The sequence below is a fragment of the Paenibacillus sp. FSL R5-0473 genome (assembly GCF_038004565.1).
Classification (GTDB): Bacteria; Bacillota; Bacilli; order Paenibacillales; family Paenibacillaceae; genus Paenibacillus; species Paenibacillus amylolyticus.
The window spans coordinates 126,955-144,419 of the sequence record NZ_JBBORL010000002.1 but is presented as its reverse complement, the minus strand read 5'-3'; the positions used below and the strand labels follow the sequence as shown (position 1 = coordinate 144,419).

At 39.2% G+C, this 17,465-nt stretch carries 13 protein-coding genes and 2 CRISPR repeat arrays; all 13 genes read right to left on the bottom strand.

Features of this window, described 5'->3' with window-relative positions:
* Positions 1-731: 731 nt before the first annotated feature.
* On the bottom strand, positions 732-1,553 hold the full coding sequence (locus MKY28_RS30590; RefSeq protein WP_101314306.1) for a hypothetical protein: 822 nt from the start codon (positions 1,551-1,553) through the stop codon (positions 732-734).
* A 1,317-nt stretch (positions 1,554-2,870) separates the two neighbouring features.
* On the bottom strand, positions 2,871-3,059 hold the full coding sequence (locus MKY28_RS30585; RefSeq protein WP_149847031.1) for a hypothetical protein: 189 nt from the start codon (positions 3,057-3,059) through the stop codon (positions 2,871-2,873).
* A 615-nt stretch (positions 3,060-3,674) separates the two neighbouring features.
* Positions 3,675-3,851: a hypothetical protein gene (locus MKY28_RS30580; RefSeq protein ID WP_340938265.1), complete on the bottom strand. Its 177-nt coding sequence runs from the start codon at positions 3,849-3,851 to the stop codon at positions 3,675-3,677.
* 880 nt (positions 3,852-4,731) lie between these two features.
* Positions 4,732-5,645: a CRISPR direct-repeat array (repeat unit 33 nt; unit sequence ATTTCAATCCACGCACTCCATACGGAGTGCGAC).
* 548 nt (positions 5,646-6,193) lie between these two features.
* Positions 6,194-6,343 carry a hypothetical protein gene (locus MKY28_RS30575; RefSeq protein ID WP_176872959.1) on the bottom strand — a complete coding sequence of 50 codons (150 nt, stop codon included), beginning with the start codon at positions 6,341-6,343 and terminating at the stop codon, positions 6,194-6,196.
* 31 nt (positions 6,344-6,374) lie between these two features.
* Positions 6,375-7,193 (bottom strand): type II toxin-antitoxin system SpoIISA family toxin, encoded by an 819-nt coding sequence (locus MKY28_RS30570; protein ID WP_340938263.1) that lies wholly within the window; start codon positions 7,191-7,193, stop codon positions 6,375-6,377.
* Between the two features lie 59 nt (positions 7,194-7,252).
* The gene (locus tag MKY28_RS30565; RefSeq protein ID WP_340938261.1) at positions 7,253-7,513 is read right to left on the bottom strand and encodes a hypothetical protein; all 261 of its coding nucleotides are present in this window, start codon (positions 7,511-7,513) and stop codon (positions 7,253-7,255) included.
* A gap of 680 nt (positions 7,514-8,193) precedes the next feature.
* A CRISPR array of direct repeats spans positions 8,194-9,110; the repeat unit is 33 nt; unit sequence ATTTCAATCCACGCACTCCATACGGAGTGCGAC.
* Between the two features lie 352 nt (positions 9,111-9,462).
* The gene (locus MKY28_RS30560) at positions 9,463-10,284 is read right to left on the bottom strand and encodes a nuclease-related domain-containing protein (RefSeq protein WP_340938259.1); all 822 of its coding nucleotides are present in this window, start codon (positions 10,282-10,284) and stop codon (positions 9,463-9,465) included.
* Between the two features lie 344 nt (positions 10,285-10,628).
* On the bottom strand, positions 10,629-11,618 hold the full coding sequence (locus tag MKY28_RS30555) for a hypothetical protein (RefSeq protein ID WP_338709140.1): 990 nt from the start codon (positions 11,616-11,618) through the stop codon (positions 10,629-10,631).
* Positions 11,619-11,749: 131 nt separating this feature from the next.
* Positions 11,750-12,406, bottom strand: a complete 657-nt coding sequence (locus MKY28_RS30550; protein WP_338709139.1) for a hypothetical protein — start codon at positions 12,404-12,406, stop codon at positions 11,750-11,752.
* 39 nt (positions 12,407-12,445) lie between these two features.
* Complete coding sequence (locus tag MKY28_RS30545) at positions 12,446-13,177, bottom strand: DNA polymerase beta superfamily protein (protein ID WP_338709138.1); 732 nt, start codon at positions 13,175-13,177, stop codon at positions 12,446-12,448.
* A gap of 521 nt (positions 13,178-13,698) precedes the next feature.
* Positions 13,699-13,995: a hypothetical protein gene (locus MKY28_RS30540; RefSeq protein WP_100528647.1), complete on the bottom strand. Its 297-nt coding sequence runs from the start codon at positions 13,993-13,995 to the stop codon at positions 13,699-13,701.
* 565 nt (positions 13,996-14,560) lie between these two features.
* Positions 14,561-14,722 (bottom strand): aspartyl-phosphate phosphatase Spo0E family protein, encoded by a 162-nt coding sequence (locus tag MKY28_RS30535; RefSeq protein ID WP_340938253.1) that lies wholly within the window; start codon positions 14,720-14,722, stop codon positions 14,561-14,563.
* 1,386 nt (positions 14,723-16,108) lie between these two features.
* Positions 16,109-17,320 (bottom strand): S-layer homology domain-containing protein, encoded by a 1,212-nt coding sequence (locus tag MKY28_RS30530; RefSeq protein WP_340938251.1) that lies wholly within the window; start codon positions 17,318-17,320, stop codon positions 16,109-16,111.
* Positions 17,321-17,465 lie beyond the last annotated feature (145 nt).

Genomic DNA, 17,465 nt, shown 5'->3' with positions numbered 1-17,465 from the left:
CATTGCACCTACTTCCACATACTCATCGATGTCCCCCGCGTATATATCTGGCAAATAATAATGGCTGAATAGGAGCAGCTAATTACGGAAGTTGTTTTTAGCCATTTGAAATCCCGGGAAGCCCCAATAGATAAAGGAAGGCCTGCCGAAATTACCATTTATTTCCTTATTCCACATATATCGATTGACTATCATTTTGTATTCTTTAAAGGACATAAATGCAGCAGTATTTTTATCAAAAGTGTTCATTAATCTATTCGCTGTTTACGGAACCATCTAATGACATCAAGTTATGTCTGCAAGCGATTAAATAATTTGTTTATCCTTGGTTTATAAAATAAGCCACTTAGAGTGAGGATATGTTCATTGTGGAATTTCTTTGGTATTGCATGTCCTTCCATTTTAACATATCACTAGTAGAGGTGGCATACGAGTACTGAAGTATCCATACATAAAGCCCACATATAAAATAAAAAAAGCGCCGAAGGCGCATAATAAATGAGTGATGTCACGAGTTTTATAGTCATTTAGAGAGATTACGCAGAGAAAATTACTTCCTTGCCTTTGAAAGGCCTACTACTAAGCTTATGATAATTGCGCTGAATAAGTTTAACATATGATCGATTTCATCCCACGATTTATGTCGTATTAACATATTGAATCCAATAAATACTAAGCTGCAGAGTATGAAGAATCCTAAGAAGTTTTGAAGGAAAATTTTAAAATTCATTTTAATCCGCCACATACCCGTTCAAAAACTTTGTTGCGGTTGTACGATTTAACTCATTCGTACGGGATGAATCACTATAAAAAATAGTATCCCATTTAGATCCGACAATGACAGTTGTAGCGACCAAGGATTTTTTTTCTGCATACCGCCGTTTATAATATACAAGTGGATATTGATCTTGAACAATGGTAAGAGCCATAGTACCTATAACTGATGTCGCCACTGCAGCGGAAGGGTTTGCAGCGGTTGCTAGCCCAATAAGTAATGCTGTCACGGCAGTGACAGTATATCTTTCTATTTTGCTGCTACCATTCGTCCAGGAACCATAGTACCAGGCAGATACTGCACCTCCCATATAGCTATCAAAAGGGGTTATCAAATCGCCTCTATCAGGACGCACAGGAATATTTGGGATAGTTGAGAGATCGGTTGTATCGACACCAAAATTTTGTGTTTCTGTTTCAATTACTCCATTCTCATTAGTAGTAACTTGGAAAAGAGAATTTTGGGTATCGATAATAGCAGTTTGAATTGCATGCTCAACAAATTCCCCTTCAGCGTTCTTCACATATATTGTACTATTAACCTCAGTAAAATCCTTATTAGCTCTTTCTTCAACTTTATACGTATCTCCATTACTTTCGTACGTATATACAAGATATGCGTCTCCCGGCTTTCCTTCTAAGAAAATAAAGTCTTGTTTTTCTTGTGAAAGTTGACTTACGCTAGCTTCTAATGCATTTGGAGCTGCAAGCATCACCGTAGGAACAACAACTTCAAGGCACAGTGCGATGGATAATGCAGCTGTAATTAATTTTTTCACAGATAGAATCTCCCTTCGACTTTCAAGTGTTTAGTTGAGAAACACTCCCTAAATGACTATATTTTCTATTTTATAACATTAAATATGCATAATTGTATTCATTGTGTAAACTTAATGTTAATTATAGATTTTAATTCCAATCGATAATTACGATAAAAAACGGCCAGATAATTGCCTACCATTTTTCGTGTAATTTGAGAGCTTAGGACTCTATTCCAACTCTTCCGCTGCCTCATACTCGATTTTTTGTCCTTGATCATCCAAAATCATTCTCAGTGATTTGCCAGTATGGATATGTTCCCAATGGATCGGTGATGGATCCTGGTCCCTAGACAAGCGATTAGCTGGTGTAGCTTAATGAATTAGCGCAAATAACGATTAGATATTCGCCTATTCTTAATAGGAGTATGTTGTTATCCAATACGGTTCAGTGGTTATTGACGAGATTGTTTTATCTATTTCAAATGGGATTACTGTTCCAGTGGAATTACTTCCGAGCGTTGGATCTGCTCTCTTGTCCATAATCCAGGCTTTATCCTGTTGGTCGCTCAATAGAGACTCACTACCCACACTTAGATATTTATCTAATCGGAAGTGCGTACATGTTATTTTCTATTTCGGAAACGGGTACAAGTTTTTGTTCTCAACCGCAAGTTACAGTACAATATTACGCTGCTTTAATACCTATCCGCTGGTATTAAACCTCTCACCGTTTCATTTGTTCTATAACCAAGTGAACAATTTATTATGCAATTTATGCGCTTTTAAGTGTATTCCTTAAATGTGTTTAGATATATATCTAATCAGAAATTAGACTATGTTCTTGTCCATTCCGGTAATCGGTACAAGTTCTTTTACCTCGACATCTTTTTTCTTCCACTTTTTTTTGTTTGAACCTTCCACACAGCATGAATTAGAGCAATTGAACAACACCTGTATGCTTAGAAGAATTAACCTCGTAAGGCATACTATATGCGCTTAACTAGGTTCCTATATATGAGGAGTATTGAGAGAAAGACAATGAATCACCACCATTAGTAACGGGCTTAGCAATCATCATTCAGAGGGCATCTAAACTAATCTAAAATATTTTTTTTACTTTGATCAAATTGCTTTAACATATTTCTCTTCTTGCTCGGTTCTCTCTAAAGATTTGCTCTTGATCATTATGAGGCACCTTCTGAGGTTTCTTCAGAAACGGTAAAATTTTTTTGTTTTTATTATGTACTCGCCTCCACATATCGAGTTTCAAGTAACATCATTTCTTTTCTATCCTGCTTTTAAACCTAAAAAATTGAAATAAAAAACTCGGTATAATCACCGAGTTTCTTTAGAGTTACCTTTTTTAAAATGTGTACTCACTAACGTGAAATCATCAATCATTTTGTTCGTTCTTCTTATATGTTGAAATATTTTGACCATATTTTCTCTTTTTTTTCGGTTTGAGGTAAGTATCTCACGCTGTGAATGTAATTCAACCTTCTGTGGTTTTATGGATTCTGTCATGGAGTGTTACCTCCTTTTTTAGAAGTTCTTTTCGAAGAATTAAACAGAAAACCATGAAATATAGACTTCTCTTACTTCGATAATATCACTTCGAAGCATCAGTAACAACGCTCTATCATTTGATTTATCAATGTGAAAGTTCCATATCTACTGAACCTCATTCAACATTTTCATGTTCTATTCTTTTACTATAACAATGTTTAAATCACCTAATTTACTTCTTAAGTTTGTATTATATAATCTCTATAATAAAAAGAATAAAGGCCTCCAAAAGGAGGCCTTTCAAGCACAATTACCATAAGGTAACGGCGTTTTTGTATAAACATCAGATAATCGCCACAACCAACACCGTTGGCGGGGAATATAGCAACACCTCTTGCAAGAAAAGTTATATCAAGGTATTCTGTTCCTGTCAAGGGAGTGTTGAATAAAATTAGTTATTCTTCGGTTAACCCTGCCGCCGCTTGACTCATTGTTACTAAGATTCTTTTCTTCGACTGGAGTATCGATGCATCTCATTCAGATATAAATCCGAAAGAAGTAGGCTAATCTCATTTGCCAATTTACAGACCCTCATCGCTACATATGTGTTTATATTTCCTCCGTAACACTTCGTCAACAACTGAATTCTTTTCGTAATACCCCGAATGATTGCGGTAAAAACACAATCATCTGTATCAGCGCCCAACCTCGACGTATCTGAACAGGAGTCACCAATGCACGGCGCACCATGAAGCCTGTTCTTGCAGCGGACGGACGGAAAGAATTATTTTCAGGTATAGCTCTGTTCATCTCAAAGTACCCCTGTTTCCAAATGGGTCCATACTGATCTGCATGAAAAATGTCTGTTAGTTCGAACGCCTTACGTTAGGCTCCGATACCACCTGTCTGTGCCTGGGTCAACGAAGCCGCAATATTCTTGGCGTAACGAACCGCATCTCCGATCAAGATGAGCTTGAAGCATAATGCATCACCTTTATCATAAAATGCCTTGGCCGAGGTGGTTCAATGATATAAGGGTTGACGATATCCTGTGCAGCCCACCCCATGAAGCGTAGAGCCGGGAAATGCGGGCAAACGTGTCGTTTCCTTACGTTTAAGTCGAATAAGTAACGGGAGGTATTCTAGCGAAAAAAAAGGTGTTTGTCTATTTATACGATACCGATATAGATCAAAGATCACAAAACTAACGGCAAGCCATTCGGAATTAACCCGAGTCGCTACATATGGAGTGCATCAAAAATTTTACTAGAGATAATATCAATGTACAGTTTTAATCCTTGCACTCCATACAGAGTGCGATATCGTAACTCAATACTCGGCATTAACCAGGACGAATTTCGATCCACGCACCTCATACGGAGTGCGACGCATACCATCAGATAAGAAACACAAACTTTGATATTTTCAATCCACACACCCCATACGGAGTGCGACGTCAACGGTGGAAAGAGCTACATGCTGAAGGAGGAATTTCAATCCACGCACTTCATACAGAGTGCGACACGCTACTATCGGAAAGAACTGCATAAAGCCAAGAATTTCAATTCATGCTCCATATAGATTGCAACTTTGTAAGGCAGCTCCATTGGCTATACTGGACTTAATTTCAATCCACGCACTCATACAGAGTGCGACAAGGTGCCCATTACATATGCGAACATTTAAGACTAGTTTCAATTCACGTATTCCATACGGAGTGCGACCGGTTTTCCTTACCCTTCTCTCCACTGATCAGTTATTTCAATCCACGCACTCCATACGGAGTGCGACATGAATTCAAACAACCGACTTTTTTGGGCTATGTAATTTCAATCCACGCACTCCATACGGAGTGCGACATCAGATGAAAGCAACCATGCTTGGAATCATGAAATTTCAATCCACGCACTCCATACGGAGTGCGACAACTGGTATTGGAAAAGACAAGTGTTGTAGAAACATTTCAATCCACGCACTCCATACGGAGTGCGACTCTTCAGTTCAGGAGGAATTTTCGGGAACTGATCGATTTCAATCTACGCACTCCATACGGAGTACGACCGATAATCGCGCTATGTTGATGGGCAGTATGGACATTTCAATCCACGCACTCCATACGGAGTGCGACCCTGCTGGTGGCGGTAACTTGATCACCGCGCCATGATTTCAATCCACGCACTCCATACGGAGTGCGACCATGCCAAGCTTCATGCAATGTACATGGTCCTGTAATTTCAATCCACGCACTCCATACGGAGTGCGACAAATCCGGGATGGCTTGGGGTAAATTCGGAACCGAATTTCAATCCACGCACTCCATACGGAGTGCGACGAAGGATAGCCCCTCTTATGCTATCGCCTGTAGCTATTTCAATCCACGCACTCCATACGGAGTGCGACACAACGTTTTGTGTGTACATGGGGTTGTCCAATTTATTTCAATCCACGCACTCCATACGGAGTGCGACCCACTAACGTTCTTGAAACTGGCTATCCAGTATTTATTTCAATCCACGCACTCCATACGGAGTGCGACATGATCGAGGTCATCAACCACAGATACTTGGAACAATTTCAATCCACGCACTCCATACGGAGTGCGACAGCGGAAATACACGTATTAAGTTATGTTTAGAATCCCTTAATACGTATTTCCGATACTTATTCCACATATTAGCTCCACTATATCCTACAACCGCATATAAACTCAATATCCTTGTTGCCAAAAGGTCATAAAACTGAAGATTTCGACAAATTTCGAGGTGCGAATCTCCCTGGGAATTCATGTGAGCTTCGGGTTCGCACCTGCTCCAGCTGACTTCATGGCATTTCGCAATTCATTACTACCACTGGATCAAGGATGAACTATACCTTCCGTCCTACAAGTTTCTCATTTTCGTTTCTTGAGGAGATCCAATACTTTTTTATTTTGGTCTAATATCTTTTTAATTCCCCAGTTGGGCACTGTGGTGTTAGGTTTATGATTACCTGCAGGTTTTATAAGTGTTTTTTTTCTCACAATAAGCCAGCTCCCCTATCGTTTTGTTAACAAGGGTTGGCATTATTGTAGACTTTTAAACTATCAGAAGAAGAAATAAAAAAAAGATGCTCTATGAAATTTCATAGAGCATCTTGGAGCACATAAACAGTAATTATCTATTTTTAAGGATATTCAGCACGTTATCGTTTGCTTTCAAAATTTTTTCTAGGCCCATATTCTTCTCAATCGTGGTCTTAGGCCGACGAACAACAACCTTATCCGGGGTTGCATCAACTTTTTTAGACTGTTTAAAAAGTGTCATAAATATCACCTCATATACTTAATATACCACACTACCCATCTATGAACCAATCAAATATCTGGACTAGATTAACAATATTATTAGCATCAATCCCATTCAATATGGCTCCAGATTCCGCTGCTTGAATAGTGATAATGAAACTATTGGTAGATCCGAAGAAAGGTACACAAATCGTATTTCCTTCCTCTACCACGTAAACTGCTGCTTCTGCTAATTCTTTACTCATTTCCTCTTTGTTCTCTTCAGGGATCAGGATACTGTTGCTTCTTTCAATCTGAGAGAGAGAACTCCTTATTTTAGTCATGCGTATTTCTATGTCGCTGTCGAATTGAATCGATGTAGTAGAGATCTGTAAGCCGAAGGTATCCGTGTAATATCGAAGATACTCTTTTAACATAGACGAGTACACATCCCACTCTGGCAACTGATCCTTCTGCTCATCTGTGAGCTCGGTTAGATGATGTTGTGAGTATTGAAGAACTGCAGTAAACTGAGCTGTTTTTTGAAAACTAGAGAGAATGATCCGTTCATTATCCCGTATTGTGTTTTCGATAATTTGATCATTTTTTTTGAATTCCGTATTTCCGATCTTTTGAATACTTGGCGTTTCTAAAATAGCCAGGTCAATAAAGATAGCTATACTGGCGAATTGTACGGCTTGCACCCAATCATTTAATAGAATGTGACCGGCTAAAATCATCCCAAAATAAATAAGTGCCATAATGGCATAGGACGTTTTACGGATGTTCAACAAATTGCTTTCATACCAACCACGATTGTACCAGTGTATTGCCGTTGCGAGTCCCGCTATGGCCATAAAGCCAATAGCCATCCATCCGAAATAAAACATGAGGTTCCTCCTAAACTATAGACTTCAGAATGGTATACAACATATAAACTCTATTGAATTCATGAATCATATTTAAATACAACATCCCATTCTCCTGTTACTTCATTAAATCCCTCTATTAGCACTTCTTCTTTAATTTGGTCGGACGCTATAGTTTGCTGGAACGTTTCATCACGAACAATTTCATAACCAGACCAATTATATGCTTTTATTTTACCTGGATCTAAGCCTATTAAGAGATTGACAGAGGAACAAATGAAATCAACCGAAGCAAAACGCAGACGAGAGGATTGATTGCTTAAATGCCTACTGCTGGTCAATACAACTCCAAATTCATGGATAATTGTGGCTATTGTTTCAAGCAGACTTGATTATTGTTTTAATCTTGGTCTGTATAGATACAGCATCGCTATTGGCAATACTGCTACTGGCGACCACTCAATTTAATATCTCATTTGAAAAGACCAAGTGTTTAAGCATCTGGTCTTTTTTTGATTTCTTTAGAAAAGTGTCGATACTTGCTACCCCGCTCTCAAATATATTCATAGTAAATACCTTACAAGCCTTACATTAAAGGAGATAGTACAGTTGAAAATATATCTACTGAATCAGCTTTTAGCGAAGAATACTTTGGATTGGAAGAAAACACCTTCTTTTAGCAATTATAATTACTGGCAAGAACTGAACGACCGTATCCTTGTTCTGAATAATTCTGTCGATGAATTTATCGTTGAGGAATAATGCTCCCCATCCTCAAATGGAACAAAGCGGACGAAGGCAACCTTGTTGAAGACCAAAAGCCAAGCTCTCCGAGCGAAGACCTGTTCGTTAGTCTTGTTCTGGGGGAACCATCAATAAATCAGAAACACCAGTTCACTGATGCTTTGACAATTACCATAAAGCACAGGTTCTGTAATACTTGTCCCCGTCCACCAACGTTCCAAGCAGAATCAGACGCCCAATTGTTGCAGAAGATTAGGCGACTAATCATCGGTGGTTTATTTCAATCCACACACTCCATACGGAGTGCGACTGCGACACCAACACCTTCAATCCCAGCAAGCAGCAATTTCAATCCACGCACTCCATACAGAGTGCGACGAGCTTAAAAACCCGGATGAATACAACGAAGCCTGATTTCAATCCACGCACTCCATACAAAGTGCGACTTGACGACTATGACCTGATGGACCTTGATCCAGAAATTTCAATCCACACACTCCATAAGGAGTGCGACGTTATGACAACCTGAAGTCCAAACGGACCAACATCACATTTCAATCCATGCACTTCATACAAACTGCGACCGCTTCAGCTTCTCTTGCATCTGATGTGCGCGGTATTTCAATCCACGCACTCCATACGGAGTGCGACTCTGCATTTTCGAGCTGGTTCGGTGATGTCATGCCATTTCAATCCACGCACTCCATACGGAGTGCGACTCTTACGCAACATAACATACGAAGAGGCGCGCGAAATTTCAATCCACGCACTCCATACGGAGTGCGACTGAACGTATTGTAGACGTAGAGGAGGACGCAGAATATTTCAATCCACGCACTCCATACGGAGTGCGACGTTCCGACACTGGACTACTTGCATAATGCTGTAGAATTTCAATCCACGCACTCCATACGGAGTGCGACCCATGATCTCCACTTCCATTCCCCTATTTGGTTCCATTTCAATCCACGCACTCCATACGGAGTGCGACTTGGATAGTGTAAAAAATGATGTAGTTAGTTCGGGATTTCAATCCACGCACTCCATACGGAGTGCGACTAAAAATAAAACCAAACAAATGGAGGGTATCACATATTTCAATCCACGCACTCCATACGGAGTGCGACGCGAGAACTGAATCTGACGATGGTGGACCTGTAAATTTCAATCCACGCACTCCATACGGAGTGCGACAGCGGAAATACACGTATCAAGTTATGTTTAAAATACCTTAATACGTATTTCCGATACTTTTTCCACATAATAGCTCCACTATATCCCATAACAGCATATAAACTCAATTTCCTTGTTACCAAAAGGTCACAAAACTAAAGCTTTCGACAAATTTCGAGGTGCGAATCTCCCAGGGAAATCATGTGAGCTTGGCATTCGCACCTCTACCTGGCGATTATCCAAATAGCTTATAACATAGCTTCCCTCGAGCCAAACAATAGAAAGCATACTTCCTCACCGCATAATATTTCATATCTTGGAACCCATCACGTGAATCCTTCGCAAACTGGATTCAAGCTGATTTAACTTTACACTACGCATCTTTACGATGTTGAACGAATTCCAAGTGCTTCCTTTTTATGTCTTCCGACACCTCTGTTTGTGGCAGCAGAGACTCATAAACGACTGTAGTACTTTCCTCATTTAAAACATCAGGAAGGATATGAACTAATCCCTGTAATTGGCTTGTTAGATTCATATGTTTCGTAATAACAATGCCTTTTGATTTTACTTTGATCAAATCAATATTTGAGTCGTTATTAAATACGATAATGGAATGGAACGGTATGTCTTTATAGCGTTCACCCAAAAAAAGCTTAATAGCTCGAATATGCCCCGCATTCTGCATAATTGGATTGTAAAATTCATTTCGATCCTCAATAAACGCTTGATTCCATATGCGTTCATCTTCATTCCCAACAATTACTCCCCGATAGTTCTTGGATTCAATTACATAGATTCCAGTACTATGGATGGCAACTAAGTCCACTTCAGTGTATTGTCCACTGCTTGTTGGTACATAAAGAGATGAAAGACATTTGATATGGGGATGACTTTTCAAGACAGCATCAAGTACAATGGCTTCTCCCTGCTGCCCCTTATCGAAAAGGACTACTGGCGTATCTACCAATGAGCTACTTTGCTCGCCTTCCCATTCCTCTTTCTTTCCTAAACTCCGGTCTATGCTTCTTTCCTGTTCTTCATAGGTAAGCGAGCGATTCATGGGGGTTCGGCTTGAGAAAATCCCACTAAGTAATCCTATTAAAGCTACGATTCCAAACAAAATCCCGACAACAAGTCCAAGGTGATCAAAAATCCACGTCACAATGGTTGCAGTTCTTGTTAGTAAATACACCTATCTATCACCCTCATTTAGAAACTTAGTTTGACCTATTCATAGAATGGTTCTGTACATCTAATTAAACTTACTTCCTACATGAGTCAAGTTATAGGGACCACATCTCGCTATATGAATTTGTTAGCTCTACGATCAGGAAGTATTCGCTTCATCGTTTTGTATGTACAAAACACATCACATACACAATAGGGATTGTTATTAGATAAATCGTGAATTCAATCATTCATTATGTTCCTAGGCCCGATTTAAACATGGATTAGTTGTTATAATCAATCATCTCCTTCTTTTCATGCTCTACTCTACTATGCAAATTACTTAACTCTAAAATTGAATTAGAAAATTTAGTTTTTGTTCATTAATATTGGTTTAAGATATTTATCCGATAATTCCGCTAGCATGCCTAACGCATTCTCTTGTGAAATAAATCCTAGTCCTGCAGATGGGAAGGGTATTAAGAAAATGTATAAGACCCTATTATCTAATGAAATTTCTGCCTTAAAGGCTTTTTGTAATTGCCCCTTACTGTTCCTCATATCACAAGAGAATGGGATGGATGAGAATAGATTTTTTCCAAACATTAATTCAAGAGCATCCTTCTTAAAGCCAGCAGCTCCGCCAATTCCAAGGAGAATTTGTGCCCTAGATTTTGTTAGAGCATTTTTGATAATTCTAGCTCTGAGATTCGTATCTTCTTTGAAGTCACTAAAACTCGATGTGGAGTATTTTTGGGGCTTGAATCTACCTTTTGGTTTATTGAACGCTGCTAAATAAGGGTTGCCTTGATTTGGTTTATCTTCAGGAGATAGAGCTACTGCTCCATACTCATTTGGATACCATTTTCTCTCTGTTGATCTGGGAAGCGGTCTCCAGTCAATTAAAGCGGTTTGAATTCCCTCCGTTTTTGGTTTGTAGAGCTTGTCGCCAATGTATTCCTTGATTACACAAAATTCGTCGGTATTCGGAGAACCTTCAAACCAGTTGGATTGGCTGTTTCGTTCATGAGCTAGACAAAGCCTTGCAATAGCTGCATTAAAAACGCCTTTTGTAAAACCCTTAGAGTGTTTTTTTTCATAACCAGTAAACAATCCCTCAAAATCTGGATAATAAAATCCCTCTCGCCAGTTATTTGCTTCAATACAATAATTCCTTACATCCGAAGATTCATCCGTTGTAATCAATCGCGTCCTGGCTTTAACATTTTCTGTTACTGTATAACCACCCGTGCCCTCTTCATTTCCGAAAACTAAAATATCTGCATTAAGAATATCACCACAACCTATGTAGGAAAGTAATATATCGTATTCTGCCTTACTTAACCTCCAGTCCTCCACCCTGATTCCACCCTTTTGAAAGATATAATCTAAACTTGAATCCGATTAACTTGTCTCATCCAGCACGCTAGAACTTCCATTTTTAATTAGTATTCTCTGATATTCTACGTGTCGTTAGATTTCAGGTTTATTTATCTTCTAATTCTTCTTGGCTTATTTTTTAATTTTTCTTGTTCTCTTTTGTCCTGCATTCCATAGAGACGAACAGCTTTTCTGATATGTTTCTCCATTAAATCTAACTGGACATAGATATCCTTTAGTCCTCTCTCTTTAATCATGAAATTCCCTTTATACATGTTCATATCTAGTACATATGATCTTGAATAACTATTTGAATCAATATCTTGATAATCAATTTGAATATCAAATATAGGGAAGTTTTTACGTTCATCCATGATTTCTATAAAACTACCTGCCAAAGCGTTAACGGTTTGACCTGGAGCTAAAAATGCAACGCCTTCATTAAGCATATATGCATTTATTAAATCTTTAGGAACTTCTTCCCCATTTCTTGGTTTCAAATGTATCTTAATATTCTTGGCTGCATTGTCACTCTTATTGGTCAACAAAAATGAAACCAGCTGAAGATCGTTTGAGTGAAAATAACCGATAACATTGGGCGTGTTATTTTCTTGACGAATTCTTTCGTTTTGCTTTAATGATTCAGCACTGTACCGTTGAGAGTTTCTAGCAAACCATACGTTGAGAGCGGTCAATAGGATAGTGAGTGTAATATTAAATACGCCAATGATGTTGATATTCTCTGAAGCCCATTGGTTAAAATTCATTCCTTGGCACTCCTTATTGTTTGTAAATGTAGACTTTCTTCACATTGTTTTAATGTGATTCTTGACAAGAGTTTGTAAGAGAGTCTTCAGATAATAATTCGCTTCCTTATCAAGCGGAACTTCATAATAACTTTGCTCCAATTTCAGAGCTTTTTCTTCGTTTAAACGTGTGATCTTTTTAAACTCATCCAATGAAAGCTCACCATGCTTCAATCCAAGCATATATGCTCTATCCGTTCCTTCATATGTAATCGCACCTTTAAAATCCTTAAACTCAGACTTATGAAAACGGATTAAGAAGAGTAGAAAGTGTAAGGACATCATCGCCTTTTTCGTGTTATATCCATATTGAGCGATCATGCTTTTCTGTGTTTCAGAGTTTGGTTTGGTAAGATCCCTCACCTGTCCTCTATACATGCCAAAACAACTATTGAACAGACTCTTTAAGTTAATTGTTGAAATCCTATCTCTGTAATTAAGAAGTTGCTCGATCTCAGCATATCCAAAGGTATCTACTTCTACGGAATATAGAAGTTCGAGGAAGGTGAGATTTGAATTGGTCAGTAGTTTTTCTAACTTTCTAACATCATGAATTTCGATATCTTCTGTCGTTGAAGTTTGAAAGTTCTTATATAGAGATCCTGTATACAAATCATTGAAGTTCGGTAACACAAAGTATTTGACATCCCTATCTGATGCTTCATCATTTAAGTTGCGGTTAATGCTTCCCGAAACGGTTCTCAATACGGCTTCCCGATGATGTATCTTCACTATTCCTCACCCCTTCCTAAAGAAAGCCTTGTTTGATGTATCTTTCTTTCTCTTCTCGAATGCGATCCACGAATAATACGATACCCAGAATAGTAACGGGAATATAGCAACTGCCATATAGCGTTTATCATAAGGGAGCGTAAAAATAGCAACAATGGAGATCGGTAAAATAATGGTTAGTAGAATTACATATTTGCCCCAATGTGTTTTTAATATATCCACCCGCTCCTTAGTCGATTGAAATCAAATTCATATGTACTTCGTTTTGCCCGCCTTCGCTCAACATTCCTTCGTCCCAATCAAAACGGGTTGTAACGGGCTGTTGCGATACTCCCCAATATCTGTGACTAATCTGCAAGAGAATCCTGATTCAATAGCTTTTAGTGCTGGATATAGATACTTGGAATATCATTGTTTTACTACAGTTCACGTTCACATACTCATTTTCTCCATCGTTCTCAACACCCATCTTAACTCACGTTCATTCAATACGAACTCATCGTACACTCCTTATCACAAGATCACACTTCATCATTAGCGGATAAAGCTGGAATATGTGCTAAAGTTCTTCCATCTGTCAGTTTCTCAATTCTATCTTTTTGTACATTACGAAATATATCTGAAGGGAGAAAACGCTCCGTTGAGCCAATGACACTTTTACCATCCAAGTACATTTGGTACTCTTTACTTGAATGAAAATAGATAAGTACTTCATCGTTTTCATCTGCAAGTTTATCAATATCGTATCTAGGGTTTAGCTTTAATCCTTCTTCTCTTTCTTTTTCCAATCTCTTAAAAAGTTCTGTTATAGTTTCCATTCATCCAAACCTCCTATTGAATAGATTCGATTCAATCAACCACACCGAATCCTATACCCCCAACGGGTTCTTATATAGTCTACCATTTCTCAACATGCTATGGGTATACATGGGAAACACTTGTTTTTTCTTTCAACGTACATTGTACGTGCATACTCCGTTATATGGCACTTCATCAAAATAGTTATACAAAGAAACACAGAGATCGTTCTATTTAATTGTAAAGGCGTCTTGAAATAGTATGCCTAATTTATGTACTGCAACTTTTTTTGCCTGTCCTTCTGCTTATACAACTACATTCTTTTCATCTTTAAACCTACGTAACTAACTGCCCTCATCAGTCGCGCTGTTACCCATAGGCTATAGACAATCGCCAGACACTCCACTCTTCGAAGTATCGCCGTCCCCATTGCTCTCCATTTCATTAGAGAGACGATAAAACGCACGATTATCGTTAATTCATCAATCCCCTCTCGTATTAAGCTCTCCTGTATGTGGTATAATCAAGGGGCGAAGGGGTCCAAATCTTCGCCCTGGCTCGTTTGTTTTCCTAAACAAACGGGCTTTATTTTTTTCGTTGATGTTGTCTAGTATATTCATTCAGTACGTTGTCCAACTTCTGCGATTTCTCCACTACCTCCACTGCTGTTAAACCCATCCGCTGGGCTAAATCAATAAGCTCTTTTCGCAACACTTCAATTTGAATACGTAACGCCTCCGTACCCATGTTGAGTTTTCCTCCTTTATACATCCTTTAATTAGAACAGACTTTTTTTACCCTAAACCTCATTCGGCACCGTTTGCCTGTCTAGCCCTAGCGGCGATGAGCGGAATCTTTTAAGGTTGATGAGCAGTTATCTTACTAGCTGACATGCCTTACCTTATGAAGTTTTCAAAGAAACAAATTATTCGTATACCGTAGCCGTCGCAGATTTAAGATCATATAGGTTCTCGCAGGGCAAGGCTGCCCGAAGGGACGACAAAATTAGGTGGAATGATTTTCTCAACATAATTTTGTCGCCTTGCCCGGAGAGGTTCTATATGATCCCATGCGGTTAGATGGCTACGGAATACGAATGATCTCTTTGAAAAACGGAATAGGGTAAGTCTCCACGCAAGGTATGCGAACGTGACTTTTTTTCTTCTTCGAATATGCAACCAAAGGTTTTGAATCAAAGGTCTACTCAGGTAGTTTTGGAACGATGAAGGAATGAAGCGAGCGTAATAGAGTCATGGTTTCTTATTTGCTTCGTAGTACATGGTGGGTATTGTGAAGTGAAGTGAAACGGAGCGAAGCCATGCCCATGATATATGAGCATTGCCCCAAGTCTTTAACTTCCTTGCTAGTCCCGTTAAGAATTCCAATGGAACCCAGACGACTTATCTGGGGTCGCTTGGGATTTAGGGACGGTGAACTGCGGGAATACTCCCGCTATATCTACATCTCTTAGCTTTATGTGTAATAAGCTCGCCCTGGTATTTGTTGATTGATTGAAATGAAATGTACTCTTAAACGACTAATCTAATCTGCCCTGACCTTGAATCTGAAGAGGTGATATGTATACAGAGCTATAACATCAATATTGGCTATACAAATACTAGAAGGCAGTGTGAAGGAATGATTGCCTCTTCACTAAAGCCATTTTATCTTTTATGATGTGTCTTCATGCGGTAATGATACGAATTAGTAGGAACCGAGAAATATATAACAAATAAGTTCTCGTAAAGGCAATACTTATGTATTTATCTTTCAACTCTATCCAAGCACAAAATTTCCAGTATAAGACGATATCCAATTTAATGTTCAGCGTGTACTCTTTAGTATCAATTCCAATCCATATATGGCTCATATCAGCACGAACGAGATCGAAACGTAACGCCACACATTAAATTGTGATGAAACAACAAAAATTTGCTGAACCTATGGCACAACCAGCTAAATACATTCACTTAATTAATCACGTATACATTACGTATATGTTTACGTGTATACGTAAATGTATTTAAGAGACCCTCTGCAATTTGCAGGTGACCTTTGTTTGTGATACATAACTAAACCAAAAAAAACACCCATCATTCGCTCATTAGGAGCAGTATGTTGAGTGCTTTTTCTTTATTGGATACCTTTGAGACGGAGCGGAATGCTTTCACTGAAGTTCGATCCAGCTGCTGGTGTTTGAAGTCTGATTACAAGATCGGTTAGTTGAATAGTTCCTGTTTTAGGGATAATCACAGCAGTGGTGTCTGTCCGGCTATTGCGATAAACGTCTGCAACTGTATTCAGCACACCTTTTTGGAAAAAGGCATCCCGATCGGGACTATTAAATCCATCGACTTGAAATTGAATTTTTGTGTTAGGGTTATATTTTTTTGTATCTTTGTTAAATACCGGCCCACCTTTGAAATAAAGGACATAACTCTTTTTCTGGTCTTTAACCATCAAATTAGTGATTGAAGGGCGGTTATTATACCACTTAAGCGTATTGATAGGCGCAATCAGTCCAAGGTTCGGGTCGTTAGGATCAGCCAAGTCGATAGCGATAAGAGCGTCCAGCTTAGCTTGGTACAGACCATCTTTCGATGTGATGGTCATAAGCTTTTCGTTCCACATTTCTTCGACCGATTCTTTTCTAGCTTGTCTCAGATCGGATTCCGGAGTAACCCACATTTCTGGCATCACGGTGAAGATGTTGGTACCATGCCATGCGATTTCTGCACTACCGACCGCATACCTGTCGACGTCAAGGGAAGCGCCGGTATTCTTGGTAAGAATACGTTCGATTACAACGATTGCCTGCGCACGCGTGGTCAGTCCTTTCGGAGCGATCTGCCCTATACCTACCCCTTTAATGAGACCGGCTTTCGTAGCGAGATACATCCATTTGTCATCTTCCTTTGTTGTTTCCCCGATCGCACGAGCTGCAACACGGGCCATCTCTTCGCGTGTCATCACTTTCGCCCAAGCCGCTTCGTTATCGTTAAAATCGTCAGTTGCGAAAAGACCTGCTTTGCTTGCGGTATCAACGTATTCCGTGTACCATTTACCGCTGGATGGGGTGGTTTCAAGCTCCATGGCCGAGACGACCATCTTCATGAATTCAGCGCGCGTGACGCTGGCGTCTGGTTTAAAGGTACCATTCGTATATCCATCGACATAACCTTTGGAAACGCCATTAGTAATAGCACCGGCGCCCCAGTGGGTCGATTGAACGTCGGAAAATGGAGTTTTAGCGGCTTGCGCGTTAGGTATTGTGATACTCATCGTACCTAACATAAGCGCTGCTGTCAGTGTGATTCCTGCGATTTTGATAAACTGTTTTTTCATGAACTCTCTCCTTTTGATTCGGCGCTCTTGATTTAGGAGAAAACTCCTCAATATTCATTATCGTCACCATAGGCTTAGCGATTAAATACCTGCAAAAACCAAGTTGGATTTTATGTATCTAAAACTTCGATTGAACGATTCCTAA